Annotated in this window: 22 protein-coding genes, 1 tRNA gene and 1 pseudogene; 23 read left to right on the top strand and 1 reads right to left on the bottom strand. The window is 61.9% G+C overall.

The window, feature by feature from the left end:
• Positions 1–21 precede the first annotated feature (21 nt).
• From HGI47_RS07415 to HGI47_RS07305, 23 genes are all read left to right on the top strand, one after another.
• Positions 22–519, top strand: coding sequence for a division/cell wall cluster transcriptional repressor MraZ (locus HGI47_RS07415; protein ID WP_168852199.1), 498 nt, complete (start codon positions 22–24; stop codon positions 517–519).
• On the top strand, positions 516–1,523 hold the full coding sequence (gene rsmH / locus HGI47_RS07410; protein ID WP_168852198.1) for a 16S rRNA (cytosine(1402)-N(4))-methyltransferase RsmH: 1,008 nt from the start codon (positions 516–518) through the stop codon (positions 1,521–1,523). The genes HGI47_RS07415 and rsmH overlap by 4 nt, the downstream gene beginning before the upstream one ends.
• Positions 1,520–2,242 (top strand): hypothetical protein, encoded by a 723-nt coding sequence (locus tag HGI47_RS22605; RefSeq protein WP_240950065.1) that lies wholly within the window; start codon positions 1,520–1,522, stop codon positions 2,240–2,242. Before rsmH ends, HGI47_RS22605 begins: the two co-directional genes overlap by 4 nt.
• Positions 2,239–3,984, top strand: a complete 1,746-nt coding sequence (locus HGI47_RS07400; RefSeq protein ID WP_168852197.1) for a penicillin-binding protein 2 — start codon at positions 2,239–2,241, stop codon at positions 3,982–3,984. Before HGI47_RS22605 ends, HGI47_RS07400 begins: the two co-directional genes overlap by 4 nt.
• Positions 3,981–5,429 carry a UDP-N-acetylmuramoyl-L-alanyl-D-glutamate--2,6-diaminopimelate ligase gene (locus HGI47_RS07395; protein ID WP_168852196.1) on the top strand — a complete coding sequence of 483 codons (1,449 nt, stop codon included), beginning with the start codon at positions 3,981–3,983 and terminating at the stop codon, positions 5,427–5,429. Before HGI47_RS07400 ends, HGI47_RS07395 begins: the two co-directional genes overlap by 4 nt.
• Positions 5,426–6,895, top strand: a complete 1,470-nt coding sequence (gene murF / locus HGI47_RS07390) for a UDP-N-acetylmuramoyl-tripeptide--D-alanyl-D-alanine ligase (protein WP_168852195.1) — start codon at positions 5,426–5,428, stop codon at positions 6,893–6,895. Before HGI47_RS07395 ends, murF begins: the two co-directional genes overlap by 4 nt.
• The gene (gene mraY, locus HGI47_RS07385) at positions 6,896–7,960 is read left to right on the top strand and encodes a phospho-N-acetylmuramoyl-pentapeptide-transferase (protein WP_168852194.1); all 1,065 of its coding nucleotides are present in this window, start codon (positions 6,896–6,898) and stop codon (positions 7,958–7,960) included.
• Complete coding sequence (murD, locus tag HGI47_RS07380) at positions 7,957–9,288, top strand: UDP-N-acetylmuramoyl-L-alanine--D-glutamate ligase (protein WP_168852193.1); 1,332 nt, start codon at positions 7,957–7,959, stop codon at positions 9,286–9,288. The genes mraY and murD overlap by 4 nt, the downstream gene beginning before the upstream one ends.
• The gene (locus HGI47_RS07375; RefSeq protein WP_168852192.1) at positions 9,285–10,520 is read left to right on the top strand and encodes an FtsW/RodA/SpoVE family cell cycle protein; all 1,236 of its coding nucleotides are present in this window, start codon (positions 9,285–9,287) and stop codon (positions 10,518–10,520) included. Before murD ends, HGI47_RS07375 begins: the two co-directional genes overlap by 4 nt.
• Positions 10,517–11,683, top strand: coding sequence for an undecaprenyldiphospho-muramoylpentapeptide beta-N-acetylglucosaminyltransferase (gene murG / locus HGI47_RS07370; RefSeq protein WP_168852191.1), 1,167 nt, complete (start codon positions 10,517–10,519; stop codon positions 11,681–11,683). The genes HGI47_RS07375 and murG overlap by 4 nt, the downstream gene beginning before the upstream one ends.
• Entirely contained in the window at positions 11,680–13,092 is a 1,413-nt protein-coding gene (murC, locus tag HGI47_RS07365; RefSeq protein WP_168852190.1) for a UDP-N-acetylmuramate--L-alanine ligase, read from the top strand. Before murG ends, murC begins: the two co-directional genes overlap by 4 nt.
• Positions 13,089–13,982 (top strand): UDP-N-acetylmuramate dehydrogenase, encoded by an 894-nt coding sequence (gene murB, locus HGI47_RS07360; protein WP_370521660.1) that lies wholly within the window; start codon positions 13,089–13,091, stop codon positions 13,980–13,982. The genes murC and murB overlap by 4 nt, the downstream gene beginning before the upstream one ends.
• The gene (locus HGI47_RS07355; RefSeq protein WP_168852189.1) at positions 13,979–14,920 is read left to right on the top strand and encodes a D-alanine--D-alanine ligase; all 942 of its coding nucleotides are present in this window, start codon (positions 13,979–13,981) and stop codon (positions 14,918–14,920) included. The genes murB and HGI47_RS07355 overlap by 4 nt, the downstream gene beginning before the upstream one ends.
• A gap of 4 nt (positions 14,921–14,924) precedes the next feature.
• Complete coding sequence (locus HGI47_RS07350) at positions 14,925–15,890, top strand: cell division protein FtsQ/DivIB (protein ID WP_168852188.1); 966 nt, start codon at positions 14,925–14,927, stop codon at positions 15,888–15,890.
• A gap of 9 nt (positions 15,891–15,899) precedes the next feature.
• A complete protein-coding gene (gene ftsA, locus HGI47_RS07345; RefSeq protein WP_168852187.1) occupies positions 15,900–17,180 on the top strand; it encodes a cell division protein FtsA in 1,281 nt (426 codons plus the stop codon).
• Positions 17,181–17,375: 195 nt separating this feature from the next.
• Positions 17,376–18,812 (top strand): cell division protein FtsZ, encoded by a 1,437-nt coding sequence (gene ftsZ, locus HGI47_RS07340; RefSeq protein WP_168852186.1) that lies wholly within the window; start codon positions 17,376–17,378, stop codon positions 18,810–18,812.
• A gap of 64 nt (positions 18,813–18,876) precedes the next feature.
• The gene (locus HGI47_RS07335) at positions 18,877–21,069 is read left to right on the top strand and encodes an SPOR domain-containing protein (protein WP_168852185.1); all 2,193 of its coding nucleotides are present in this window, start codon (positions 18,877–18,879) and stop codon (positions 21,067–21,069) included.
• Between the two features lie 200 nt (positions 21,070–21,269).
• Positions 21,270–21,773, top strand: a complete 504-nt coding sequence (locus HGI47_RS07330; RefSeq protein ID WP_168852354.1) for a YbjN domain-containing protein — start codon at positions 21,270–21,272, stop codon at positions 21,771–21,773.
• Between the two features lie 169 nt (positions 21,774–21,942).
• Positions 21,943–22,749, top strand: a complete 807-nt coding sequence (gene proC, locus HGI47_RS07325; RefSeq protein WP_168852184.1) for a pyrroline-5-carboxylate reductase — start codon at positions 21,943–21,945, stop codon at positions 22,747–22,749.
• A gap of 121 nt (positions 22,750–22,870) precedes the next feature.
• Complete coding sequence (locus tag HGI47_RS07320; RefSeq protein ID WP_168852183.1) at positions 22,871–23,614, top strand: Bax inhibitor-1/YccA family protein; 744 nt, start codon at positions 22,871–22,873, stop codon at positions 23,612–23,614.
• 206 nt (positions 23,615–23,820) lie between these two features.
• On the top strand, positions 23,821–24,549 hold the full coding sequence (locus tag HGI47_RS07315) for a hypothetical protein (RefSeq protein ID WP_168852182.1): 729 nt from the start codon (positions 23,821–23,823) through the stop codon (positions 24,547–24,549).
• Positions 24,550–24,654: 105 nt separating this feature from the next.
• A tRNA-Ala gene (locus HGI47_RS07310) sits at positions 24,655–24,730 on the top strand.
• Positions 24,731–24,820: 90 nt separating this feature from the next.
• The gene (locus tag HGI47_RS07305; RefSeq protein WP_168852181.1) at positions 24,821–26,620 is read left to right on the top strand and encodes a site-specific integrase; all 1,800 of its coding nucleotides are present in this window, start codon (positions 24,821–24,823) and stop codon (positions 26,618–26,620) included.
• Between the two features lie 25 nt (positions 26,621–26,645).
• Here the strand turns inward: HGI47_RS07305 and HGI47_RS22400 are convergent.
• Positions 26,646–26,994, bottom strand: a pseudogene (locus tag HGI47_RS22400) (hypothetical protein); the annotation flags it as partial.

Raw genomic sequence — 26,994 nt, 5'->3', positions numbered from 1 at the left:
TCCGCGAGCGGGGTGTCCAGCGTGGCAGGAGGGCCGGTAAATCTGGTAGGACAGGGCTTTTCGCCACGCGGCGAAAAGGGCCGTTTCGTCCTGCCTGCCGACTTCCGCGCCGACATTCACGCTGCGTCTTCGAATCAGCGCATCCTCTGTCTCGACAAGCACCCCCGTCTGCCTTGTCTGACCGGATTCGGCCTGTCCCGCCTTGCCGACTTCGCCGCCGAGATTGATCGCGAGGAAGAGAAGAAGCTGCGCCTTGGCCTCGATTTTGATCGCGATATGGCTGAGGCGCAGGTCTATGGCTTCTATCGCGCCAGCTTCGACGAAAGCGGGCGGTTCGTCCTGCCTGATTACCTGTCCGAACTGGGCGAAGTGGAGGATGGCCTCTACTTTCATGGCGGTGGGCGTCAGATCACCATCTGGAATCCGCGTATCCTGTTTGAGCAGGGCGCGGGCTGGGAAGGCGCGCAGGCCGGTTGCCGTGCCAAGATGGCCGAAGCTGCAAAGGGGAAGCGCAAGTGACCGCAGCCGCCTCTGTTCCCCACTCTGGCTTGGCCAAATCCCCCCACATTCCGGTTCTGCTCGATGAAGTTGTTGTCGCGCTTGATCCGAAACCCGGAGACCTGATCGTCGATGCCACGTTCGGTGCTGGCGGCTATACGCGCCGCCTGCTGGAATCGGGCGCGACCGTCCACGCTTTCGACCGTGATCCTGATGCGATTGCCGCTGGACAGCTCTGGGGAGAAACCTGTGGAAAAGATCCTCGTCTGGTTCTCCACCCTCGCCGCTTTTCCGAACTGGCAGAAGGACTTGCCGATGCCGGAATTGCGGGCGTTCAGGGTGTGGTTTTCGATATCGGCGTAAGTTCCATGCAACTGGATCAGGCCGCGCGCGGGTTTGCGTTTTCGTCGGATGGCCCGTTAGACATGCGAATGTCACAGGACGGTCCAACAGCGGCGGATTTCCTGAATGAATCCAGTGAGGAAGACATAGCGGATGTGCTCTATCGCTTTGGCGAAGAACGCCAATCGCGTCGGATCGCCCGCGCCATCGTCGCTGCCCGCCCGCTGACAACCACCGCCCAGTTCGCCAATGTCGTGCGCAAGGCGCTTGGCTATCGCCCTGATATGAAGGGGCCGAAAGCGCCGAAAGACCCTGCAACCCGTAGCTTTCAGGCCGTGCGCATCCATGTGAACGGCGAACTGGACGAGCTGATGGAAGGTCTGGCCGCAGCGGAAAAGGTGCTGGTGCCGGGTGGCCGCATCGTTGTGGTGAGCTTCCACAGTCTTGAGGACCGCATCGTCAAGCAGTTCCTGCGCGAAGCAGCAGGGGCGCTTCCTGCCGGGTCGCGTCACTTGCCGCAGCTTTCGGCAAAGCCGGTTGCGGTGTTCGAAAAGCCGTCCGGGGCAATTCGTCCTACGGTTGAAGAGGAAGCGCACAATCCCCGCGCGCGCTCTGCCACATTGCGCTGGGCAAAGCGTACTGCCGCGCCTGCGCGGGTCTTTGGCGGGAGGACAGCGGCATGATCGCGCCTGCCAATCGCCTCCGTTCGGTCGGCTGGCTGGTGCTGCTGGGGCTGTGCTTTGCGGTGGTGCTGGTTCTGGCCTTCCGAGTCAACGCGCTGCGCAGCCAGATCCACCATGCCGAAGCGCGGATCGTCGCGCTCAAGCAGGAAAAGCTCTATCTCGAAACCGAGTTCGAGACCCGTTCGAACCAGCAGCAGCTCAAAGTCTGGAACGATGTCGAGTTCGGCTATGCCGCGCCCGTTGCCGGGCAATATCTGGAAGGCGAACGGCAACTTGCAGCGTTGAGCGTTCCCGCCATGCCGGATGCCCCCGCGCCGATCCGTGTAGCCAGCGTGGATGATAGCGTCATCGCTTCGGCGGGCTTCCCCGCAATGGTTTCGCCGCTGTCGGGTAAACAGCTTGGCGATAAGCCCGCAGTTCCGGCGGAAGCAAAAGTGACCAAGGTCGATCACGATGAGGCTGTCGAGACGTTGAACGAGCGCCTTGGCAAAGTGGTGGATTCGCGCCCGCGCAAGCCGGTGCGCAAAGAGACGGCTTCCGAGAAGGAAGAGCCGAATCACCCCCCTGCGAAGAAGCCGGCCGTGGCCAAGCCGACGACCAAGAAAGCCGAAAAGGGCGGCAAGGCCGTCGCGGTTGCGGATAAGTCCAAGGCGAAGGTCGCCAAGCCGGTCACGGCCTCTCGCGCCATCAAGGGCAAGGAGGCTAAGGCTGCCACGTGAACGCACTCACTGCTTCAGCCGCAATCGCATCGGGCCGCGTCAAACTCGCCAACGTTCGCCAGCGTTCGCTGGTCGAGGCGAAAATGCGCGTGCTGCTGGTTGCATCCTTGTTCCTGCTGGCAGGCGTTGCTGCTTTCGTGCGCATCCTGCAGCTTGGCTTCTTCGAGGATGCGCCTGAACGCCGTTCGTTGGCCGAAGCGTTGCTGCCGCCGCGTGGCGAGATCACTGATCGCAATGGTGTGCCGCTGGCGCGCGCGTTTCCGGCCTATGCTTTGTGGTACAATCCCAAGGCTTTCGGGGCTAGCGGTCAGCCCCTCGTCAAATCGCCTGAGGAGGTTGCATCGGCCCTGATGCAGATTTTTCCCGATGCCGATTACAACGATCTGCTGCGCCGTCTTAAATCCGATAAGCCCAGCTATCTGATCCGCCGGGTCATGCCAGAAGAGGCGAACCGCATTTTCGCGTTGGGCGAACCAGCGCTTGAATTCCCGCGCGAAAACCAGCGTTATTACCCGCAAGGATCGCTTGGCGCACATGTGCTTGGCTATGTTGATGGCGAAGGCAAAGGCCATGTCGGCATGGAGCAGGTGCTGGAAAAGCAACTGCTTGATCCGGCACAGCGCGGCCAACCGGTCGCCCTCTCGATCGACATGCGCGCACAGGGGGCGCTTGAAGACGAACTTGGCCGGGGTATGCTTGAAACCGAAGCCAAGGGTGCGGCGGGCATCGTTCTTGATGTCGATACGGGTGAGATCGTGGCGCTGGCCTCGCTGCCTTCATTCAATCCGAACCGTTCGGACATGGCTTACAACGATCTGGTGTTCAACAAGGTCACCAATCAGGTTTACGAACTGGGGTCCACGTTCAAGCCGCTGTCGGTTGCTGCGGCAATCGATGCGGGCGTCATCACCGATCTTTCGGTGCGGTATCCCGCCAATCGCCCGTTGGAAATCGGTGGCTTCCGCATTCGTGACAGCCATCCTTTCGGCGCGTCGCTCAACGTGCCTGAAGCGCTGATCCATTCATCCAACATCGTCACCGCCCAAGTGGCTGACAAGCTGGGCGGGCCGGGCCTGAAAAAGACGATGGCGGCGCTTGGCATGAACGAGCGCCCTTATATCGAACTGCCCGCGCGTGGCTTCCCGCTCTGGCCGCGCGGCCATGAAAAGACGGGTGAATGGGCGCGCATTACGACGATGACGGTCAGTTATGGTCACGGTATCGCCGTTACCCCGCTGCATCTTGCCGCAGCTTATGCAGCGATGGTCAATGGCGGAGTGTGGCGTCCGGCGACGTTGTTCAAGGTCGATCCGGCCAAAGCGCCCGAAGGCCGCCGCGTGTTCAAGGCATCGACCAGCGCGCGGATGCGGCAGTTGTTGCGGATGATCGTGGTGGATGGCACCGGCAAGACGGCGAACGCGCCCGGCTTTCGCGTTGGGGGCAAGACCGGTTCGGCCGAAAAGCCGGGTGGCAAGGGCGGTTACAACCGCACTTCGTTGGTGGCCACCTTCGCTGCCGCCTTTCCGATGGACAAGCCGCGCTATGTAGTGATTGCCATGCTTGACGAGCCTAAAGGCACGGCGGCGACATCGTATCAGCGCACGGCGGCATGGAATGCCGCGCCGATCGTAGGGCGCGTGGTGCCGCGCATCGGTCCATTCCTTGGCGTGGTGCCCGACGATACGCGCGATATCGATATTTCCGACCTTTCGCCGCTGGTCGGAAACGGAGACGGTGAATGAAGCTGGCCACCATTCTTGAAAAGGTGGGGCACTTGGCTGAGGGCGGTGACGTTAACGTGACCGGCTTTGCCATCGATCACCGCAAAGTCGCTCCTGGCACGGTGTTCGGTGCGTTTCCCGGTGTGCGTTTCAATGGCGAGGATTTTATTGCCGATGCCGTAAAGGCTGGCGCTGTCGCCGTGGTCGCCCGTCCTGAAGCGCGTGTTGAAGGGGCGGTCCATGTTGCAGCGGCAGAGCCGCGTCAGGCCTTTGCCGCGCTGGCTGCGCAGTTTTTCCAGCCTGTGCCCGAAACCGTGGTGGCGGTGACAGGCACCAACGGCAAGACCTCAACAGTAGAGATGACGCGCCAGATTTGGCGCATGGCCGGACGATCTGCTGCCTCTATCGGTACGCTGGGCGTTACAACAGCGGACGAAAGTGTTTCGACCGGACTGACAACGCCCGATATCGTGACCTTCCTTTCCAATATGACCGGCCTCGCGCGCGAAGGCGTGACGCATGTTGCCTATGAAGCGTCAAGCCACGGTCTTTCACAGTATCGCAACGAAGGCCTGCGCGTGGTGGCAGGGGCGTTTACCAACCTCAGCCGCGATCACCTCGATTATCATGCGACGATGGAGGATTACTTCGCGGCCAAGATGCGGCTGTTCGATCATGTTGTGGTCGATGGCGGCACGGCAGTCGTCTGGATGGACGACGAATGGTCTGAACGCGCTGCGGCCCATGCGCGGGCACGCGGGCTGGATCTGTTTACGGTCGGGGCAGGCGGTTCATCGATCCGTCTGACCGGGCGCGCGCCGACGCAGCTTGGGCAGACGCTGGACATCGAATGGCAAGGCAAGCCGCGCAAGATCGTGCTGCCGCTGATCGGGGCTTATCAGGCCGCCAACGCACTGGTGTCGGCCGGACTGGCTATCGCTTCGGGCAGTGAGCCTGAAAAAGTGTTCGATGCCCTTGGGCGCTTGCAGCCAGTGCGTGGGCGGCTTGAGCGTGCGGCGATCAATCGTGCGGGCGCGCCGGTCTATGTTGATTATGCACATACGCCCGACGCGATTGAGGCGGCGATTGCGGCGCTGCGCCCGCACGTGAAAGGGCGTCTGATCACGGTGTTCGGCGCAGGCGGGGATCGTGATGGCGGAAAGCGGCCGGAAATGGGACACGCTGCCTGTGTCGGGTCCGATGTGGTCATTGTCACCGATGACAATCCGCGCGGGGAAGATCCCGCCGATATTCGCGCTGCCGTGCTGGGCGGGTGCGATGACAAGGCGCGCGAGATCGGTGATCGCCGCAGCGCCATCGCTGCCGCCATTGCTGATGCTGGGCGCGACGATATCGTGCTGGTTGCAGGCAAAGGCCACGAACAGGGCCAGATCGTGGGCCGGGGCGATGCGGTGCGCGTGTTGCCGTTCGACGATGTTGAAGTCGCCAGGGAGTGTACGACATGACCGCTCATCCCGCGCTGATAGAATGGCCTGAAGACCCGTCCGATGCGGCGGGTCTTGCGCTGTGGACGAGCAGCGAAATCGCACAGGCCATAGGCGGCCGCGCCAGTGCGCCGTTTGCAGTATCGGGCGTGGAAATCGATAGCCGGGAAGTCGTCGAAGGCGATCTGTTCTTTGCGCTGAAGGGCGAAAGTTCCGACGGCCACCGTTTTCTTGAAGGCGCATACGGACGAGGTGCCGCAGGTGCGGTAGTGGAACACGCGCCCTTTGGCGCGCATGTTATCGTGCCCGATACGATGGCTGCGCTGGAGGCACTGGGACGCCACGCGCGTGCCCGTGTCGACGCAGGGATAATCGGCGTTACCGGTTCGGCGGGGAAAACCGGGGTCAAAGAAGCGCTCTATGCCGCGCTCGACCGTGCCAGCAGGGGGCGGGCACATCGCTCGGTCAAAAGCTACAACAACCACGTCGGCGTTCCGCTCAGCCTTGCGCGGATGCCTGCCTCCACCCGTTTCGGCGTGTTCGAGATGGGGATGAACCATGAAGGCGAACTGGCGGCACTCACCCGCATGGTCCGCCCGCACGTGGCCATCGTTACGACAATCGCACCCGCGCACATCGGCCACTTCTCCGGCGAAGAAGCCATTGCCGATGCCAAGGGCGAAATCTTCGAAGGGCTTGAACCGGGCGGCGTGGCGATCATCCCGGCGGACAGCCCGCATTTTGGCCGACTGAAGGCTAAAGCGGCGCAGCATGCAGCGCGCGTGGTCGCCTTTGGGCGCCATGCCGACGCAGACGTGCGGTTGCTCGATGCCGTGGCTGCATCGGGCGGCGGCACGCTGGTGACCGCTGATTTGGGTGGGCGCAAGGTTTGCTACACAATTGGGCAGCCGGGTGAACACTGGGTGGCCAATTCACTGGCGATCATGGCTGCGGTCGAGGCGATTGGCGGCGATCTGGGGGCGGCAGGGCTTGCCCTTGCCGAGATGGAGGGGCTGGCAGGGCGCGGCGCGCGCCATGCCATTCCGGCCAGCGGCGGCGATGGCTCGGGCAAAGCCCTGTTGATCGACGAAAGCTATAACGCCAACCCAGCGTCGATGGCGGTTACCTTGCGCCAGCTTGGGCAGACGCCAGCCACGCGCCGCGTCGCCATCCTTGGTGCGATGCGTGAGCTTGGAGCTGAAGAGGCTCGCTACCATGCCGAGCTTGCCGGGCCTGTGGCCGAGGGCAAGGTTGATCGGCTGATTCTGGTAGGAGCCGAAATGGCGGCACTTGCCGATGCCTTGGGGAAAAGCGGCTCTGCCTCGCTTGCCGGTAGAATCGATGTGGCGCATGTGCAGACAGCGGCCGACGCGGCGGAATGTCTTGCGGCCGATGGCGTGCGTGGGGGTGATGCCCTGCTCGTCAAGGGGTCGAATTCGGTGGGTCTGGGCGCGATCGTGCGTTCGCTTGCCGCCAGGGAACAGTGAATGCTCTACCAACTGGCCGAATGGCTGAACTTCGAAGGTTTCAGCAACCTCATCCGCTACCAGACGTTCCGCGCCGGGGCGACGCTGCTGACCGCACTGGTGATCGGCCTGATCATCGGCCCCCGCTTCATCAACATGCTTCGCGTGCGTCAGGGCAAGGGACAGCCCATCCGTGAAGACGGTCCGCAATCGCACCTGGCCAAGCGTGGCACGCCCACGATGGGCGGGTTGATGATCGTGACGGCGCTTACGCTGTCGTTGCTGCTGTGGATGGACGTGACCAGTCGGCATCTGTGGGCCTGTATCGTCGTCACGCTCGGCTTCGGCCTGATCGGCTTTCTTGACGATTACGACAAGGTGACCAAGTACGCCCATAAAGGCGTTCCGGCCAAGGTGCGTCTGGCGGGGGAGTTCGTTGTTGCGGCAGTGGCTGCATGGCTCGCTGTGGGTGAGACGAACCTTTACGTGCCGCTGTTCAGCAACCTCTATGTGCCGCTTGGGCCGTTTTATTATCTCTTTGCGATCTTTGTGATCGTGGGGGCGGGCAATGCGGTGAACCTGACCGACGGGCTTGACGGGCTGGCGATCATGCCAGTGATCATCGCGGCGGGCACATTCGCCATTATCGCCTATCTTGCAGGCCGCGTGGACTATTCCTCATACCTTGGCATTCCACACGTGAAAGGTGCAGGCGAACTTGCCATTTTCTGCGCGGCCATGATGGGCGCGGGGCTTGCCTTCCTGTGGTTCAACGCACCGCCTGCCGCCGTGTTTATGGGCGATACTGGCAGCCTTGCGCTGGGCGGAGCGCTGGGTGTGATCGCGGTTGCAGCGCATCATGAGATCGTGCTGGCCATCGTTGGCGGGCTGTTCGTGATGGAAGCCGTTTCGGTGATCGTGCAGGTTTCGGTCTACAAGCGTACCGGCAAGCGCGTATTCCGCATGGCGCCGATCCACCACCACTTCGAACAGCTTGGCTGGAAGGAATCGACCGTTGTGATCCGCTTCTGGATCGTGTCGATCGTGCTGGCGCTGATCGGCCTTGCCACGCTGAAGGTGCGATGATCGTCTCCTCCGCCTTTTCCGGCAAGCGCTTTGCGGTGCTGGGCCTTGCCCGTTCGGGGCAGGCGAGCGTCGAGGCGCTGCTGGCGGGCGGGGCAGAGGTTACCGTATGGGACAGCCGCGAAGAGCCGCGCGCCGCCTATGAAGGGCGCTGCCAGATTGCCGACCCGCTGGGTATCGACCTGACGGGGTTTGCAGGGGTGGTTGTCAGCCCCGGCGTGCCGCTTAACCGCCATCCGATTGCGGCTCATGCGGCATCGTTCGGCGTGCCGGTGATCGGGGATATCGAACTTTTCGCGCAGGCCCGCGCAGACCTGCCGCCGCATCGCGTAGTGGGCATTACCGGGACCAACGGCAAATCGACGACGACCATGCTGGTGCATCATATCTGCAAGGCGGCAGGGCTGGAGGCGCGGCTGGGCGGCAATATCGGCTTGCCCATTTTGGGGCAGGAGCCGCTGCCTGCAGGCGGTGTCTATGTGCTCGAACTGTCGAGCTATCAGATCGATCTGACGCAGAGCCTTGATTGCGATGTGGCAGCACTGATCAATCTCAGCCCGGATCATCTTGACCGGTATGATGGCTTTGCAGGTTATGCTGCGGCTAAGGCCCGCCTGTTCCAGATGCAGTCGCCTCGCCACCACGCAGTGTTTGGCTGTGGTGACGAACATACGCTGGCCATCGCGCGCGAAGCCTCGGCACAGCATGACGCGAACTTCGTTCACGTGGTGCAGCCCGAAGCGCTGGAAGGGCAAGGGGATTGGCCATCGCTGCAAGGGCCGCACAACTTGCAGAATGCCGCAATTGCAGTTGAGATCGCCCGGCAGCTTGGCATTGAAGAGGGTGTGTGGCGCCCTGCGCTGACCAGCTTCGTCGGCCTGCCACACCGCATGGAGCGCGTGGCCGAAGCGAATGGCGTGCTGTTCGTGAATGACAGCAAGGCGACCAATGCCGCCTCTACCGCGCCCGCGCTGGGGGCCTATCCGCGCATTCACTGGATTTTGGGCGGCCTGCCCAAGAGCGACAATCTTGACGAATGCACCCCCTATTTCGGCAATGTGGTCGCTGCTTATACCATTGGTGAGGCCGGGCCGATGTTTGCCGATATTCTCGAACCGGTCATGCCTGTGACCCGCAGCGAGATGATGTGCGATGCGGTGCGGCAGGCGATGGAAGCCGCGCAACCCGGCGATGTGGTGATGCTGTCACCTGCTTGCGCCAGTTTCGACCAATTCCGCGATTTCGAAGCGCGGGGCGACAGCTTCCGCCAGATCGTCGAAGCGCTGATCGAGGATCGCGATTCGCCTTGCCCCCCGGATGCCGGCAGATGAGCACTGCGCCCACACCAACCCGCCTTGTCACCACGACCACACCCGATGGCGGTGTGCGCGTGGTCGGGCATGGCGCGCGTTTTCGCCGTAGCCGTCGCAGCGAACTGCTGATCTGGTGGCGTGAGATTGATCGCGTTCTGCTGACGCTGATCCTGTCACTCGTAGTGATCGGCTGTATCGCTGTAGCCGCTTCTTCGCCCGCCAGTGCGCATCGCCTGTCTACGGCCAAGAAGTCGCTCGGCGATCTGTATTTCTTCTGGATTCACTTGCGCTGGGTTGCAGTGGGTATGGTCGCCATGTTCTTCGCCTCGGTCTTGCCCAAAGAGGCGGCGCGGCGGGGTGCGATCTTGCTGGCGGCAGCGATGGTCATCGGCCTGATGCTGGTGCCGCTGGTGGGCAGTGAGGTGAAGGGCGCGCGGCGCTGGTTGTGGCTGGGTTTCAGCCTTCAGCCTTCGGAATTTCTCAAACCCGGCTTCGCCATCGCAATGGCGTGGGTGCTTTCATGGCGTCTGCGTGACCCCAACCTGCCGGTCATCCCAATAACGGTGGCGATGATGGCATTGGTTGCTGCGCTGCTGATGGCGCAGCCCGATTTCGGATCGACCGTCCTGTTCGGCGGGGTCTGGTTCGTGCTGGTGCTGCTTTCGGGCCTTTCCCTCAATAGGGTGCTTTGGTCGATGGGCGCTGGCCTCGTGGGAATTGTCGCAGCTTACCTGTTCTATCCCAACGCAACGCATCGCATCGATAGCTTCCTGTCGGGCGGCAGCGAGTTCGATCAGGTCGATCTGGCTATGCGGACGCTTACCAACGGCGGATGGAGCGGCACCGGTTTATGGCTGGGCAGCCGCAAGAATGCGCTGCCCGAAGCGCACACCGATTATATCTTTTCGGTGATCGGTGAGGAATTTGGGCTGATTGCCTGTGCGATCATCGTGCTGATCTATTGTGCTATCGCGCTGCGCGTGCTGATGCGCCTGCTTGACGAGGACGATCTGTTCACCATCCTTGCCGCTGCCGGGCTGACCGCGCAGTTGGTGGGGCAGGCGTTCATCAACATCCTCGTAAACCTGCAACTGTTCCCCTCGAAAGGCATGACATTGCCGTTGATCAGCTATGGTGGATCGTCGACCATTGCACTTCTCCTTGGCGTCGGGCTGCTGCTCGCCATTACGCGGCGCAATCCCTATCTTACGCGCGAGAAGTTTGACGTGACCGATCTGGTGCGGAAATGAGCGTAGTTTCAAGGCATTATGTACTGGCTGCGGGTGGCACAGGCGGACATCTCATCCCTGCATTTGCGCTTGCGGACGAACTGGTAAAGCGCGGACACCACGTTGCGCTTGTGACGGACGAGCGTGGCGCGAAGATTCCCGGCAAGCCTGATTTCCTGCCCGCACACGTGCTGCCTGCTGGGCGGATGGCCAAGAATCCTGTCGCGATGTTCAAAGGCGTGCGCGCCATCTGGCAGGGTCGCGCGATGGCGTTGCGCCTGTTTGAAAGCTTCCAGCCTTCCTGCGTGATCGGCTTTGGCGGCTATCCGGCGCTGCCTGCGCTGCTTGCTGCGCGCGCGGCCAAGGTGCCGACCGTGATTCATGAACAGAACGCGGTGCTGGGCCGGGTCAACCGCTATCTGGCGGGCCGTGTCGATGCCATCGCCACGGCCTATGCGGAGATCGACAAGCTCGATCCAAAACTTTGGGGCAAAGTTCACCGCGTCGGCAATCCGGTGCGCCCCGAAGTGCTGGCACTGCGGGGCGAAGCATTTCCCGAATTTACCGACGACAGCCTGTTCCGGGTGCTGGTGACTGGCGGCAGTCAGGGTGCGTCGATCCTGTCCGAAGTCGTGCCCGATGGTCTCGCCATGCTGCCGCCCGCGCTGCGCCATCGTTTGCAGGTGACACAGCAATGCCGACCCGAAGACCTGGAAGCGGTGCGCGCGCGCTATGCTGCGCATGAAATTCCCGCTGAACTCGGCACTTATTTTGAGGATATGCAGGCCCGCCTTGCAGGTGCGCACCTGTTCATCGGGCGTGCCGGAGCTTCGACCATCGCGGAACTGACGGCGGTGGGTCGCCCCGCTATCCTGATCCCGCTGCCCATCGCAACGGATGATCATCAAGCCGCCAATACGCGCGAGATGGTGGCGGCGGGCGGCGCTCGTGCGATCCGTCAATCGGGCTTCACACCCAAGGAACTTGCCAAGCAGATTCAGGTCATGGCCCAACACCCGCAAACCCTTGCCAATGCCGCCCACGCCGCCTGGAACTGCGGCCTGCCCAATGCCGTCAGTGATCTTGCCGATCTGGTCGAAAGCTTCGGCGGCGAACCGATCATGGACGTGATCCGCGTCGATACGCGCAGCACTGCTGCGGTAGGGCAGGAGCAACTGGCATGAAGGGCGTCGGGACCGAGATTGGCACGATTCACTTCGTCGGCATCGGCGGCATCGGCATGTCGGGAATTGCCGAAGTCATGCACAACATGGGCTATTCGGTGCAGGGATCGGACATGGCGGAAAGCTACGTCGTTGATGGTCTGCGCCAGCGCGGCATCAAGGTGATGATCGGGCAGGCGGCGCAGAACGTCGATGGCGTGGCGGTGGTGGTCACCTCTACCGCCGTGAAGCGCGACAATCCCGAAGTGGTCGCCGCACTCGAAAACCGCATTCCGGTGGTGCGCCGGGCGGAAATGCTGGCCGAACTGATGCGGTTGAAGAATACCGTGGCGGTGGCTGGCACGCATGGCAAGACCACCACGACATCGATGATCGCCTGCCTGCTGGATGCGGGCGGAGTGGACCCGACTGTCATCAACGGCGGCATTATCAACTCCTACGGTTCGAATGCGCGTCTGGGCGATAGCAACTGGATGGTTGTGGAAGCCGACGAGAGCGACGGTTCGTTCCTGCGTCTCGATGGCACGCTGGCTGTCGTCACGAACATCGATCCCGAGCATCTCGATCACTACGGCAGCTTTGACCGTGTGAAATCGGCCTTCGTCGAATTTATCGAGAACGTGCCGTTCTATGGCGCGGCGATGCTGTGCATTGATCACCCTGAAGTGCAGGCGATCATCCCGAAGGTGCGGGACCGTCGCGTGGTGACTTATGGTTTTTCGGCGCAGGCTGACGTGCGCGGCGAAGCGGTTACGCCAATTCCGGGCGGCAATCGCTTTACCGCCGTGCTGCGCCAACGTGACGGCTCTTTCCGCCGGATCGAAGGCATCGAATTGCCGATGCCGGGGCGTCATAACGTGCAAAACGCATTGGCTGCCGTCGCGGTCGCCGTGGAGATGGGCGTTTCGGATGAGCTGATCCGGGGCGGGTTTGGCAAGTTCGGCGGGGTGAAGCGTCGCTTTACCAAGGTGGGTGAAGTGAATGGCGTTACTGTCATCGACGATTACGGCCACCACCCGGTTGAAATCCGCGCCGTTCTGGCGGCTGCGCGCGAAGGCGTGCAGGGGCGCGTTATCGCCGTGGTTCAGCCGCACCGCTTCACCCGGTTGCGGGATCACATGGAAGAGTTTCAGGGCGCGTTCAACGATGCCGATGTGGTCTATGCCGCGCCCGTCTATCCTGCGGGCGAGCAGCCGATCGACGGCGTTGATAGCGCCGCGATGGTTGAAGGCATCAAGGCGCGCGGCCACCGCAGCGCACATCTGACTGCGGGCGCTGACGCTCTGGCAAAGGAACTGGCCGCCACCGCACAGGCAGGTGATATGGTCGTGTGTCTTGGCGCGGGTGATATCACCAAGTGGGCTGCTGGGCTTGCCGACGCTATTGCGCGTGCAAGGGGGCAGGGGTGACAGCCACTGCCGTGCCATCAGTCCGTGGCAAGCTGACCGCGAATGCCCCGCTCGCCCCGCTGGTCTGGTTCAAGGCTGGCGGCTCGGCTGACTGGCTGTTCGAGCCAAAGGATGTGGCGGACCTGCAGGACTTTTTGGCAGGCCTTGCACCGGATGTTCCAGTAATGGCGCTGGGCCTTGGTTCCAACCTGATCGTGCGCGATGGCGGTGTTCCGGGCGTAGTGATCCGCCTTGGCAAGGCTTTTGCAAAGGTCGATAAGCAGGACGCGGTGACGCTGAACTGCGGCGGCGGTGCCAGCGGCATCCTCGTCTCCTCCACCGCGCGCGACAACGGCATCGCAGGGCTTGAATTCCTCCGCTCGATCCCCGGCACGGTCGGCGGTTTCGTGCGGATGAATGGCGGTGCCTATGGCCGCGAGGTGAAGGACGTGCTGATCGATTGTGACGTGGTGATCCGGTCGGGCGAGATCGCGACGCTGCCGTTAAGTGAGCTTGGCTATACCTACCGCCATTCGGACCTGACCGATGGTTGCGTGGTCGTCGCCGCGCGGTTCCGGGGTGAACCGGGGGAGCCAGACGCGATTCAGGCGGAGATGGATCGCATCAGCGCCGCGCGCGAAGCGTCACAACCGTTGCGGTCAAAGACTGGCGGCTCCACCTTCAAGAACCCCGATGGCGGCAAGGCGTGGGAACTGGTCGACAAGGCTGGTTGCCGTGGGCTGACGATGGGTGGGGCGCAAGTCAGCGAAAAACACACCAACTTCCTCATCAACACCGGCACTGCCACCAGTGCCGAAATCGAGGGACTGGGCGAGGAAGTCCGTCGCCGTGTGAAGGACAGCGCAGGCGTGGACCTCGAATGGGAAATCAAAAGGATCGGTCGCAAGTGACTTTGCCCAAACTTCATGTTGCCGTGCTGATGGGCGGCTGGTCGAGCGAACGCCCCGTCAGCCTGATGTCGGGCGAGGGCGTGGCCAAGGCGCTGGAATCCCAAGGGCATCAGGTGACGCGGATCGACATGGATCGCGACGTTGCCCTGCGTTTGTCGGACGCGAATCCCGATGTGGTGTTCAATGCGCTCCACGGCACGCCGGGGGAGGACGGTTCGATTCAGGGTTTGATGGATATCATGGGCCTGACCTATACCCATTCGGGCCTCGCCACGTCGGTCATCGCGATCGACAAGGAACTGACCAAGCAGGCGCTTGTCCCCCACGGCATCCCGATGCCTGGCGGACGGATCGTGCGCACCGATGAACTGTATAAGGCAGACCCGCTGCCGCGTCCTTATGTGTTAAAGCCGGTGAACGAAGGTTCTTCAGTCGGCGTGGCTATCGTGATGGCCGATGGCAATTATGGCAACCCGATCAGCGCCGATAGCAAGGGGCCGTGGCAGGAGTTCGACGAACTGCTGGCCGAACCGTTCATTCGCGGGCGCGAACTGACCACGGCGGTGATCGGGGATCGCGCGCTGCTCGTCACTGAACTGCGGCCCAAGTCCGGCTTCTATGATTTCGATGCCAAATACACCGATGGCATGACCGACCATATTTGCCCTGCTGAAATCCCGGACGAGATTACGGAAGCATGCAAACAGATTGCCTTGCGTGCCCACCAGTTGCTGGGGTGCAAGGGAACGAGCCGGTCCGACTTCCGCTGGGACGATGAACAGGGCGTCGAAGGTCTGTTCTTGCTGGAAGTGAACACGCAGCCGGGCATGACGCCGCTCAGCCTCGTGCCAGAACAGGCGCGCGCACTGGGTATGGATTATCCCGATCTGGTCGAGGCGATCATCGCCGAGGCGCTCCGGGACGCAGGAAAGGCCTGACACGATGGCGCAGACGATCAAGCGTGGCGGAAAGGGCGTGCGGCGCGCGGCGGCTGCGCGCACGACCCAGCGCAAGGTCCAGACTGCGCGCAAGCAGACAGGTTCGCTGTTCGACAGCGTGATGGCGTGGATGCCGTTCAGCGAGGAAACGCTGCACCGGATCGTCATGGCGCTGATCCTGGCCGTTGCGGCTGCCATCGTGTGGACCGTTGCGATGATGGCGGGGATTCCTGCACTCGCTTCCGAACAGGCCGCGCTGATCGCATCGGATGCCGGGTTCAAGGTCAGCCATCTTGAAGTGCGCGGTGTTAACCGCATGAACGAGCAGAAGATTTACGAAAAGATTCTTGGCCAGAATGATCGCGCGATGACCACGCTCGATCTTTCCGCGTTGCGTGAGGAACTGAACGGCATTTCGTGGGTCAAGGATGCGCGCGTATCGCGCAAGCTGCCCGATACGCTGGTGATCGATATCGTTGAACGCAGCCCGCATGCAGTGCTGCGCAAGCCCGACCGGTTGATGCTGATCGATGATACCGGCGCCGAACTGGAAACGGTGAAGCCTGATCGCGCCAAGGGCATGTTGGTTCTGACCGGATTGGGCGTGGGTAAGCGGGTGCAGGATCTTTCGCACCTGCTCGACGCTGCGCCTGCGCTGAAACCGCAAGTGGCGGAGGCCGAATGGGTCGGCAATCGCCGTTGGAACCTGACGTTCAAGACGGGTCAGGTGCTGGCACTGCCCGAAGGCGATGAGAAGTCGGCAGGCGCGCTGCTCAGCTTCGCGCGGATGGATGGCGTCAACCGCCTGCTTGGCGGAAAGGTCGCCGCGTTCGATATGCGCGCGGGCGATCGCATTTACATGCGCGTCCCCGGCCATGCCGAGGAACAGGCCGAAGCCAAGCGTGCGGCGGCGGCTGCCAAGGCGGAAGCCAAGCGCATCGCTGCTGCTGCCCGCGCTGACGAGGGCTAATCGCGCACAATGGCCACTCCGCGCATCACCAAGGTTTTTGCCGCCGTAAACATCGGCTCGTTCCGTGTCTCCGCGATGATCGCGGGGCTTTCGGAAACGGGCGAGATGGTTGTGCTTGGTTCCGGCCATCGCGCCGCGCAGGGGATCAAACGCGGCTATGTAACCGATATGCAGGCCGCCACGCATTCGGTGCGTGATGCCATCGAACGGGCCGAGAAAATGGCCAATATCGGCATCCAGAAGGTGTGGATTGGCTGTTCGGGGGCGGGCCTTGCCAGCACCACCGCCAAAGTCGAGGTCGATATTGGCGGGCGCCGTATCGAACAGGACGATATCGAGCATCTGCTGGTCGCCGGCCGCGAAGTGATCGAGCCTGACGGCCGCACCGTGCTGCACGCCCAGCCTGCGCACTATACGCTGGATGGCGCGCATGGCGTGCCCAATCCCAAGGGCCTTCATGCAGAGCGGCTGGCAGTGGATATCCACGTCATGCTGGCCGATGGTGCCCCTGTGCGCAACTTGCGCGAAGCCGTGCAGAACGCGCATCTTGATGTGGAAACAGTGGTCGGTTCTCCCATTGCTGCTGGCCATGCCTGTCTGACGCCCGAAGAGCGTGAATTGGGCGTTGCGCTGGTGGAATTCGGTGCGGAAGTGACCACCGTTTCGGTCTATGCGGCGGGCATGTTGCTGGGGATGCAGGTCATCCAGTACGGTTCGGGCGACATTACCGACGCGATTGCTTCGGCTTTCGGTATCCGGCGCTATCAGGCCGAACGGCTGAAATGCATGTCTGGCTCGGCCATTGCCAGCCCGGCAGACCATCGCGAGATGATCCCTGTTAATGCGCCCGGCGATCCCGAAGGCGGCCCCGTTGCTCGCCATGCCGATGACAAGAACCGTATCCCGCGGGCCGAACTGATCTCGGTGATCACGCAGCAACTGGGCTTCTTTACAGAGGAAGTTTCCAAATCGCTGAAGTCGATGGGCTTCGTCGGGCAGACTGGTCAGCAGGTGGTGCTGACGGGTGGCGGTGCTCAGCTTCCGGGCCTTGCCGACTATGCGCAAGCCGCGCTTGGACGCCCCGTGCGCATCGGTTCGCCGCCGACGATGGTGGGCCTGCCGCCGGGCCATGCGACGCCGAGTTCAACGACGCTGGTGGGCCTTGTGCTGTTTGCAGCAGCAGACCCCGTGGACATTCGCAGCATTGGCCCAGCCTTTACGCCCAGCGGTCAATACAAAGGCATGGGACTGCTCAATCGGTTGGCGCGTGCGGTAAAGGATTACTTCTGAACCGGGTTTTCCACCGTTCCGGCCCCATATGGCCGGAAACATGGGCCGTCATAGTGCTGCAACCTGTGGAAAAGCCTGTGGGGCCTTTGATTCGACAAGCCTGCCTGTGCAACAGGTTAATGTGAAATTGTTCAATCGCGCCAAGGGCACCGGAAAGCCTGCGGCAATAGCAGCGACCCGCTTGGGAGACCGACTATGAGCATCAACATCGGACCGCCGGCCATCGACGAGCTGCGGCCCCGCATCACGGTGATCGGGGTTGGCGGCGCAGGCGGCAATGCCATCGCAAACATGATTAACGCAGAGATTGAGGGCGTCGATTTCATCGTCGTCAACACCGATGCGCAGGCGTTGAACAATGCCATTGCCGAAACCCGCATCCAGCTTGGGCCAGACATCACACAGGGCCTCGGCGCTGGTGCACGTCCCGAAGTGGGTCGCGCGGCAGCCGAAGAAACGCTTGAGGAAATTGAGCGTGCGCTCGATGGCGTGCACATGGTGTTCATCGCCGCGGGCATGGGCGGTGGCACAGGCACTGGTGCTGCTCCGGTCATCGCTGAAGCAGCGCGCCGGAAGGGCGTGCTGACTGTCGGCGTGGTGACCAAGCCTTTCCTGTTCGAAGGCACGCGGCGGATGCGCGCGGCTGAAAGCGGCATCGAAGAACTGCAAAAACACGTCGATACGCTGATCGTCATTCCGAACCAGAACCTGTTTCTGGTGGCAAAGGCCGAAACGACCTTCAAGGAAGCGTTCCAGCTTGCTGACGAAGTGTTGCAGCAGGGCGTCCGCTCGATCACCGACCTTATGGTCATGCCGGGTCTGATCAACCTCGACTTTGCCGACGTGCGTTCGGTCATGGGCGAAATGGGCAAGGCCATGATGGGCACGGGTGAGGGCGAAGGCCCGAACCGCGCGCTCGAAGCGGCTGAACGCGCCATTGCCAATCCGCTGCTGGATGGCGTGTCGATGGCAGGTGCCAAGGGCGTGATCATCTCCATCATCGGTGGCGATGACATGAAACTGCTTGAGGTTGACGAAGCCGCCAACCACATTCGCGAACTGGTCGATCCCAACGCGAACATCATCTGGGGTTCGGCGTTCAATCCTGATCTTGGTGGCAAGATAAGGGTTTCGGTGGTCGCAACCGGTATCGAACAGAGCAGCGAGCAGGCCGAGGTTGCCTCGCGTCCGGTTTCGCTTCCCGGCGCTGCGGCGCGTGGGCCAGCTGTGCCGACCGCGGCACCTGCCGCGCCGGTCTACACACCACCACCGGTGCAGGCTGAACCTGCGCCCGTTGCAGCAGCGCCCGAACCCGCGCCGGTTGCAGAGCCAGAGCCTCTCGATCTCACGCTCGATCTCTCGGCTGCGCAAGAAGCGCCTGCAGCGCCGCCTTCCGACGAACTGCTTCTCGGCGCGGCTGAGGCCGCTCCCGCACCTGCACCGGAACAGCCCGCGATGCCACGCTTTGGCCGTGCGGAAGAGCCTGCTCCGGCCAAGTCTGCTGGCGGCAGCACCCTGTTTGAACGTATGGCCAATCTCTCGCGCGGGAGCCGTGCGGGCGAAGACGAGGACGGCGAAGAGGGCGGATCGCTCAATATCCCGCGCTTCCTTGGGCGTCAGAACAATCAGTAAATGCGATGAGCGGCGGCACCTGTTGCCGCCGCTTCATCTACAATGATGTATTGAGCGCGGCTGGATGACGAATTGCTTCCCCTTCGCGCAGGGCACGCGCCTCGCTGTTTCGCTGCTCCTCGCTGCGACGTATTCCCACGCGCTTGCACAGGTTGATGACGATCCCGATGGTCCGGCGGTTGTTTCGCGGCCAGTGGTGCAATCCACCGCACCCAGTCCCAGCCGCGAACTTAATGCCGCGTTGGCCCGTCTTGCTACAGATCCTCGCAATGTTCCCGCGCTTTCCGACGCTGCCGAAGCGGCGTTGAAACTGGGCGACAGCGATGCGGCAATCGGGTTTCTTACCCGTGCGGACGAAGTGCAGCCCGGCAATGCCCGCACCAAGGCTTTGATCGGTAAGGCGCATCTGGCTGATGAAAATCCGGTCGAGGCTATTCGGGCGTTTGACGATGCCGAACGTGCCGGCGGCGACACGTTCGCTATGGCCGCCGAACGTGCGCTTGCCTATGATCTGGTGGGTGATAATGGACGCGCGCAGCGCTGGTATCAGGTGGCGCTGAGCCGTGGTGCCAATGCCGAAACCACGCGCCGTTATGCGATGAGCCTTGCCATTTCCGGCGACCGTCGCGGGGCAGAGGCGCTGCTTGCCCCGCTGATTGAAAAGCAGGACCGTGCCGCATGGCGCACGCGCACATTCGCGATGGCGGTGACAAATGGTGCGGATGAGGCAGTGGCCATCGCTTACGCCTCAATGCCGCAGGAACTGGCTTCGGGCATCGCGCCGTACTTGCGCTTCATGCCCCGATTGACTCCAGCGCAGCAGGCCGCGGCTGCCAATTTTGGCCGGTTTCCGCGCGCGGCGGACATGGGGCGTGATGATCCGCGCGTTGTGCAATATGCCGCGCTCAATCCGCGTGCGCCGCGCGGAGCCGAAGCGGGCCTGATCCCGGCGGGTGCGCCGCTTGGACCATCGGTCGCATCGGCTTCGGAAAAGCCCAGCCGCGAAAAGCGCCGCCGTCCAGGCCGCGATGATGGCAAGGTTGCGCTCGCTCAGGCTACGCCACGCACGCCGGCGCCGCTATCGGCTCCGTCAACAGCGCAATCAGCGGCATCGCAGCCCGCCGCCACGCAAGTTGTCCGCAGTACACCGCCAGCGTCGGCCACGCCCCAACGTCCGGCGGTTCTTTCCGCACTCGATGTGCCACCCGGCACGGTACGACCGCCGGTCCCACCGATTCGGCGTGATGTTCCGGCCAGCACGGTTGCTACACCTGTGCAGTCGACAGCGGTTCCTGTGCGAACGGCCGCGCTGACTCCGGCCCCGGCCCCCACACCGCCATCAAGCAGCGTGCCCATCAGCAACGCACCTTTGCCCGCAACGCAGGCGCAGACCAGTGCCGTAGTGCCAGTTCAGACGCCGCCACGCGCGCAGCCGTCTGCAAGCGCAGGTTTCGATCTGGCGCGGGTCGGCGGGTCTACTGCTGGAGCGGTTAATGCGCCGCCGCCCGTTGCACTGTCACCTGCAGCTACAACCGCTGCAGTGACGCAGGGCACGGCGACACCGGCGGTTACGCCGCCGTCGGCGCCAGTTGCAACGCCTCCGGCACAACCTGCCGCATCGACCGTTCAACTGGCGCAGACCCCCGCCGCCGTCACCGGCACTTCGTTACCAACCAGCGCTGTTGAACCAGCACGTCCGGCTGATTTCGCGTTGATGTTCAAGGCTTTCGAACCGCCTGCCGAAGAACGGTCAACCACCGTCGCTGCGGTCGATATCACGCGGCTGCCGCCAAAGCCGGTGGCCAAGCCTGATCCGCGTGGCGAACGGCCCGATGGTCCGACCGATGTATCGCGCACGCCTGCGAAGGAGGTGGACAAGCCTTCCGAAAAGGATGCGAAAAGCACCAAGGATGCCAAGGCCAAAGACGCCAAAGCGGCCAAGGATGCAAAGGACGCAAAGGCCAAAAAGGCGCAGCCCAGCCACCCCAGCCGCATCTGGGTGCAAGTGCTGACCGGCGCGAATAAGGCTGTGATGGACAGCGAATGGCGTCGTCTGGTGAAGGAAGCGCCCGAACTGCTGCGCAGCAAGAAACCCTATCTTTCGCCGTGGCGCAGCAATTTCCGCCTTCTGACAGGGCCGTTCGAAAGCGAGGCTTCGGCGCAGGAGTTCGTCACCAAGCTCAAGAAAAGTGGCGTTTCCAGTTATCAGTGGACCAGCCCGGCAGGGCAGGCAGTGGATACGCTGGCATTGAAGTGACCGTCGGTCAGAGATCGCTGTTCACCCCTTGTCCACAGCTTTCCCACAAGGTTGTCGAGTTTTGCCCAACCGCCTGTTAACCCAAGATTGTCGCTGAGGGGTGCTTGCCTCCATTGACGGTGTGAGCAGCAGGGAAGGCATCATGCCTTGCCGGGGCCGACCAGCCGAGGAGGCCCGATCAAGTGTTCAGGGGACGTACCATGCGGACCGGCCATGACGACAACGAGCGCGAGGAGGCAGCGCCCGTCGACATGATCGCCTCGCTGTTCGAGGCACGCGGCTGGCCGTGCGAATTCGTCTCGGACGATGAGGTTACCGGCGAAATTCAGGGTTCGTGGGCAAATTATCAACTGCGCGCGATCTGGCGTGTGGAAGATCACGTGCTGCAGATATTGTGCCTGCCCGACATTCGCATACCTGACGACAAGAAGCCTGCGGTCTTCGAACTGATGGCCCTGATCAACGAGCAGGTGTGGATCGGCCACTTCGATATATGGTCGAACGGCGCGGTCCTGCTCTACCGCCACGGCCTCATGCTGGGTGATGAAGGTCTGCTGAGCATCGGTCAGGCGCAGGCTGCAATCGAGGCGGCGGTTGACGAGTGCGACCGCTTTTACCCTGCGTTCCAGTTCATCCTGTGGGGCGACAAAAGCCCCGCCGAGGCGCTCGCCAGCGCATTGGTGGACGCTGCGGGCGAAGCTTGAGCGCCTCGTCCCTACCAAAGCGCAACGCTCCCCCGCGCAGGCGGGGCGTCAGCGTTGTTACGGAACACTGGCGTAAAATTTCACGAGGTCCCCGCCTTCGCGGGGACGCTTGCGATAACGCTGGGGCAGCGCCATTGAGCGCGCATAGGCGACTCAAGGATCAAAGCTGATGACCAAGACCATCCTGCAATTCGGCTGTGGCAACATGGGCGGTGCCATGCTTAAGGGCTGGTTGGCCGGGGGTTTCGCGCCTGAAGGTTTCACGGTCGTCGATCCCTATCTCGAAGCAGCGCCGCAGGGTGTGCGGCTGTTGCAGACCGCGCCAGAGGGTGAGGGGGAGTTCGATGTCGTGCTGTTGGGTTTCAAGCCGCAGCAATTGCCCGATGCCACGGCGGCTGTGCGGCCTTCGGTTGGGCGGCAAACGTTGCTGCTCTCGATTCTAGCAGGTGTTGATCTTGCGACCCTGCGCAGCGCGTTCCCGCAAGCGCGGGCCATTGTGCGGGTGATGCCCAACCTTGCCGCAGCGCTCGGCAAATCGCCCATCGCGCTGGTGGGTGATGCCGATTCTGCCGCCCGTGCCGAAACCGATGCGTTGATGGCACCGCTGGGCCAGGCCGAATGGCTTTCCGGCGAGGATCAGATGGATCTCGTCACTGCGCTTGCCGGATCTGGCCCCGCTTTCGTCTATCGCGTGATCGATGCACTGGCCGAGGGTGCTGCGGCGCTTGGTCTGCCACGCGATCAGGCGGACCGTCTGGCCCTTTCGATGGTGGAAGGTTCGGCCATGCTGGCAGCCGCATCCGAACACAATCCCGGCGAACTCGCACGCCGTGTCGCCAGCCCCGGTGGGGTGACGCAAGTGGGCATCGATGTGCTCGACAAGGACGCGCGGCTGGTATCACTGATGACCGATACCTTGCGTGGCGCGCGTGATCGCAGCGCCGAAATGACGGCGCAGGCCCGCGCCAAGACCTGATCCGCAACAATTCGTTACAATTGATTGCCCTGCTCTTGCACCGGTTTCGCTTGAAAGCGGAACCGGTTGCGCCGATATTCCGTTTACGTGGCCATTGGGGCCACAGAACGGAGCTTTGAAAATGGCAAATTGGAACGACCCTCGGCCCACCGGAACGGGCTTCGGCGCGTCTCCGAGCCTTTCCGGCATCCAGGGCCGCAGCGAAGTGTTCGATGCGGGTCTGCGTCGTCACATGCTGTCGATCTACAATTACATGGCCTCTGGCGTGCTGCTTTCGGGCATCGTCGCCCTGGTCTTTGCAACGTCCGGCCTTGCCGCTGCCGTGTTCGGCACGCCGCTGCGCTGGGTCGTGGCGCTGGCCCCGCTGGCGTTCGTCATGGTGATGAGCTTTGGCATCAATCGCCTGTCAACCACGGCGATGAAGTCGTTGTTCTGGGCGTTCAGCGTGGTCATGGGCATGTCGCTGTCGGCGATCTTCTTCGTATACACTGGCCCGTCGATTGCGGTGACGTTCTTTGCAACCGCAGGTGCTTTCGCCGGCCTCAGCCTGTTCGGATATACCACGAAGAAGGACCTGTCGGGCTTCGGCAGCTTCCTGATCATGGGCATGTTTGGCCTGCTGATTGCGTCGGTGATCAACATCTTTCTCAAGTCGCCGGGCCTTGCATGGGCCGTCAGCTTCCTTGGCGTGCTGATCTTCGCGGGCCTTACCGCCTATGATACACAGCGCCTGAAGGAAGAGTATGCCTATGTCGCAGGCACCGACTTTGCGGGCAAGGCCATCGTGATGGGTGCGCTCAGCCTCTATCTCGATTTCATCAACATGTTCACGTTCCTGCTGCAGTTCATGGGCGACCGCCGCTGATCTGCCGATAGAACCGGAATGAATTAGATTGCCCGGCGGGCCGCAACGGCTCGCCGGGTTTTCTTTGCGCGGGGGATTCTCATGGCACTATACTCGCGCTAGGATTGCTTCATCTTGTAGCAAGGTTCCGAAGTTCAGGCTCCGATATTGAATTGGGCCGCGTGATATCGGGATCGTTTGAAAACCGAGTTCTCGGGGGAATGCCGATGTTTGAGTTCCGGCGCACTGTTGCGCCAGCCGTTCTTACCACAGCACTGGCCATCGGCCTTGCGTCATGCGCGCCAAAGCCTCCGCCGCCGCCACCCCCGCCGCCGCCGCCGCCCAAGGTCGTGGTGATCCCACCCAAGCCGCGCCCGCCGAACAACGCATCGGACAATCTGGCAATTCCACCCGCCGACGCTAATGGGCTGCGCTATTCGCTGAACCGCAATATCAGTTCGGCGCAAATGCTGTGGAACCTGCGTTCGGCCTATAACGTGGCGGCGCTGAACTGCTTCAAGCCGCAACATGCGGCCATCCTGCCGCAGTACAAGGACTTCCTGAAGAACCACGCCAAAACGCTGGCCACGATCAACAAGAAGGTGGATGCGGAATTCAAGGCCAAGCACGGTGCGAAATTCATTGCCCCGCGTGAGGCTTATATGACGTCTGTCTACAACCACTTCGCCCTTCCGCCGACGTTGACCGATTTCTGCGATGCAGTGGGCGCGGTGGCGCGCGATGGCGCGGCGGTAAAGTCTGCCGAACTGGAAGCGTTCGCAGTGCGTAGCCTGCCGAGTATCGAGGTCGTGTTCGATGATTTCTATCGCCGGTATGAAGTCTATCGCAACGATCTGGCCATTTGGCAGGCGCAGTACGGTACGCCCGTATCGACAGCGCAGCCGGCTGTTACGCTGCCAGCGACCACAAGTGTGGCTGGCGGGGCAGGGCACTGAACCGCCCGAACCGCTGAAAAATCTGCAATTGGGGTCTTTGCAGGCCGGGGGCGCTGCGCTAATGGCGGCGCTCCTGGTCGTGCAGCGATTGGGGATACCGGGAACGGGGCCGTAGCTCAGATGGGAGAGCGCGTCGTTCGCAATGACGAGGTCAGGGGTTCGATCCCCCTCGGCTCCACCACCCCGGTCAAGAACCGCAGTTTTCTGCAAAACTCCCGGAAAATCGGGCTTTCTTAACGCTCTTGCTACCCACAGGTGTTACACACGGGGCATGAACGACGTGGGAAAGCCGACTGGATTGGTAAAGCGCAAAGGTAGCGCAGTTTGGTATTTCCGGCAGCGTTGTCCAAAGCATTTGAAGGCCCAAGGCTCACCCGCTGATATTTGGATCAGCCTTGAGACAGCATCATATCCAACTGCGCTGACACGGGTCGAAGGTGCCCGTTTGGAAGCGATGCGCCGGTTCTCGGCTAGACCCACGACCTCGATCTATTCCCGTAGTGCGCCGAGTGGCCGCATCGTCGATGAGAGTTGGCCAGTGCTGGAGAGCGAACAGGCAGGGCCGCTGGCGCGTGCATTTTTGGCTGATGCCGTTCGGGAATTAGATTGTGAGCGACAGATTGACGCTGACATCGACAAAGATCGGATCAACGCTTGGCGCGTTGAGCTTGAGGGTATGCTGGCGCGGTTGACTGGCCCCTTGCCCGACGACGGCATCGACGACGTTGCTGGGGCCAAATATGGGGTGCTTCGGAAAGCGAAGCTTCGCGCCGAGCCGGGAAGCGAAGCATGCAACTTGTTGCACAACTACCTGCGCCGGGCGATGGCGCAGGCCACGAGGATCGAACTCGCAAGAATGCGAGGGGACTATGCAGATCGGATCACAGACCGACTGTTTGCCAGCGCGCTGACCGCTGGTGTCGCCATACCTACGGCATATGTGAATGGCGTGCCGATGGCTTCGCCGGTTGGTGTCATAGTGACGCCCTTGAGCGATGCAGTAGACCGCTACCAAGCAACCCTGTTCAGCAAGTCCACTACAGACAAAACGAAGGACCGCTATCGGTCTGAATTGCGTCACATTGTCTCATTCTTCGGTGCTGACTACCCGGTCTGGAAGCTGACTGCAGATGAGTGTGACAGGTTTCGAGAAGCGTTCTCTCTGCTTCCGCCAAATTTCGAGGATCAGATACGAAAGGGGAAGGACGTAGCGTCAATCGTGTCAACGCGAGGCGAGGATGATCCGACACTTGCTTGGGCGACCCTCGACAAATATCTGTCGCAACTGTCCCGGTTCGTCTCATGGGCGCATAAGCGTGACTATGTCGCCAAGGATTATGCGGCAGGTCTGAAGCCGTTGGCCGTCAAGCCCGATGGATCGATGGCCAAGCTCCCGTTTGAAGATGACGAATTGCGCCGAATTTTTCAGCGACCGATTTATACCGGCTGCCTCAACGACCGCGTTGGCTTCTCAAGGGCAGGACCGAACATCATCCGCCGTGCTCGCTATTGGGCACCGTTGATCGGATTGTTTTCGGGCCTTCGATGCGGGGAGATACTGCAACTCACCACGGAGCATTTCCGCGTTTCGCCGAAGGGAAACCATTTCATCGTCCTGACGCCTGACATGAAGCTCAAGACAAAAAATGCTGTGCGCGAGATACCACTGCACCCTGTCCTTCAAGCTATCGGTCTTGTTGATTGGGTTGCCCGCAGGCGAAGCCGAGGTGAAATAGAGCTATTTCCAGAGGTTCCTGCGCACTCAAGTTACAAAGATCGAAGCTCGCGGTTCTCCAAGTGGTATGAAAGCGATCTTCGCCATTTCGAGCTAGGCGAGCGCCGTCCCAAGCTGACGTTTCATTCCTTCCGGCATACCTTCAAGCGCGGGCTGGACCGGGCAGACGTGCCCGAAGATAAGAAGGAGGAGCTTTGCGGCTGGGCGAGGGGCAAGAGGACAAGTCGGCGATATGGGCTTGGCTTGGAAGCGGATGTTCTCAAACCGTGTGTCGATGCCATAGACTACGGATTGGACCTCTCGCATTTGCATGGCCATGCAAAGCTGGTGGATTAAGGGGCCAAGGCGCGCCACAAGAGTGTCATGTCGGCATCCCGAAAAACCAACGCATTGACTGGTGGGTAATTGGGGACACTGCATAAGCTCCACCGGGGTCGCTGTCGCTGGCAGCCCACAGCAATAACTTGGCTTCACGATCTCCAGTGACTGCGCGGGTGCGCTTCGTTACTGCAGACTGAAACTGCTTCAAATTTATCGCCTCGTCAGTGAGCCAGTGCGCATCGAACACTGGCCCATGCTGCGCTATGATCTTCACGCCCTGCGCTACGCTCGGTGACCTGCCCCCCGGCAGTCCCTCGATCATAACGAGAGTCCAGCGGTTAAATACGATGGCCCGGACGCCTGCACAAGCGCGTCGGGCATGATGCTCT

The sequence above is a fragment of the Novosphingobium sp. ERN07 genome, from assembly GCF_012641335.1.
Taxonomy (GTDB): domain Bacteria; phylum Pseudomonadota; class Alphaproteobacteria; order Sphingomonadales; family Sphingomonadaceae; genus Novosphingobium.
This window is presented reverse-complemented; position numbering and strand designations above follow the sequence as displayed.

What these genes read in the sequence shown, in the direction of transcription:
- HGI47_RS22605 (WP_240950065.1), top strand. Translation starts at nt 1,520, where the DNA reads ATGATCGCGCCTGCCAATCGCCTCCGTTCGGTCGGCTGGCTGGTGCTG.
- HGI47_RS07395 (WP_168852196.1), top strand. Translation starts at nt 3,981, where the DNA reads ATGAAGCTGGCCACCATTCTTGAAAAGGTGGGGCACTTGGCTGAGGGC.
- murF (WP_168852195.1), top strand. Translation starts at nt 5,426, where the DNA reads ATGACCGCTCATCCCGCGCTGATAGAATGGCCTGAAGACCCGTCCGAT.
- mraY (WP_168852194.1), top strand. Translation starts at nt 6,896, where the DNA reads ATGCTCTACCAACTGGCCGAATGGCTGAACTTCGAAGGTTTCAGCAAC.
- murD (WP_168852193.1), top strand. Translation starts at nt 7,957, where the DNA reads ATGATCGTCTCCTCCGCCTTTTCCGGCAAGCGCTTTGCGGTGCTGGGC.
- HGI47_RS07375 (WP_168852192.1), top strand. Translation starts at nt 9,285, where the DNA reads ATGAGCACTGCGCCCACACCAACCCGCCTTGTCACCACGACCACACCC.
- murG (WP_168852191.1), top strand. Translation starts at nt 10,517, where the DNA reads ATGAGCGTAGTTTCAAGGCATTATGTACTGGCTGCGGGTGGCACAGGC.
- murC (WP_168852190.1), top strand. Translation starts at nt 11,680, where the DNA reads ATGAAGGGCGTCGGGACCGAGATTGGCACGATTCACTTCGTCGGCATC.
- HGI47_RS07350 (WP_168852188.1), top strand. Translation starts at nt 14,925, where the DNA reads ATGGCGCAGACGATCAAGCGTGGCGGAAAGGGCGTGCGGCGCGCGGCG.
- ftsA (WP_168852187.1), top strand. Translation starts at nt 15,900, where the DNA reads ATGGCCACTCCGCGCATCACCAAGGTTTTTGCCGCCGTAAACATCGGC.
- ftsZ (WP_168852186.1), top strand. Translation starts at nt 17,376, where the DNA reads ATGAGCATCAACATCGGACCGCCGGCCATCGACGAGCTGCGGCCCCGC.
- HGI47_RS07335 (WP_168852185.1), top strand. Translation starts at nt 18,877, where the DNA reads ATGACGAATTGCTTCCCCTTCGCGCAGGGCACGCGCCTCGCTGTTTCG.
- HGI47_RS07330 (WP_168852354.1), top strand. Translation starts at nt 21,270, where the DNA reads ATGCGGACCGGCCATGACGACAACGAGCGCGAGGAGGCAGCGCCCGTC.
- proC (WP_168852184.1), top strand. Translation starts at nt 21,943, where the DNA reads ATGACCAAGACCATCCTGCAATTCGGCTGTGGCAACATGGGCGGTGCC.
- HGI47_RS07320 (WP_168852183.1), top strand. Translation starts at nt 22,871, where the DNA reads ATGGCAAATTGGAACGACCCTCGGCCCACCGGAACGGGCTTCGGCGCG.
- HGI47_RS07315 (WP_168852182.1), top strand. Translation starts at nt 23,821, where the DNA reads ATGTTTGAGTTCCGGCGCACTGTTGCGCCAGCCGTTCTTACCACAGCA.
- HGI47_RS07305 (WP_168852181.1), top strand. Translation starts at nt 24,821, where the DNA reads ATGAACGACGTGGGAAAGCCGACTGGATTGGTAAAGCGCAAAGGTAGC.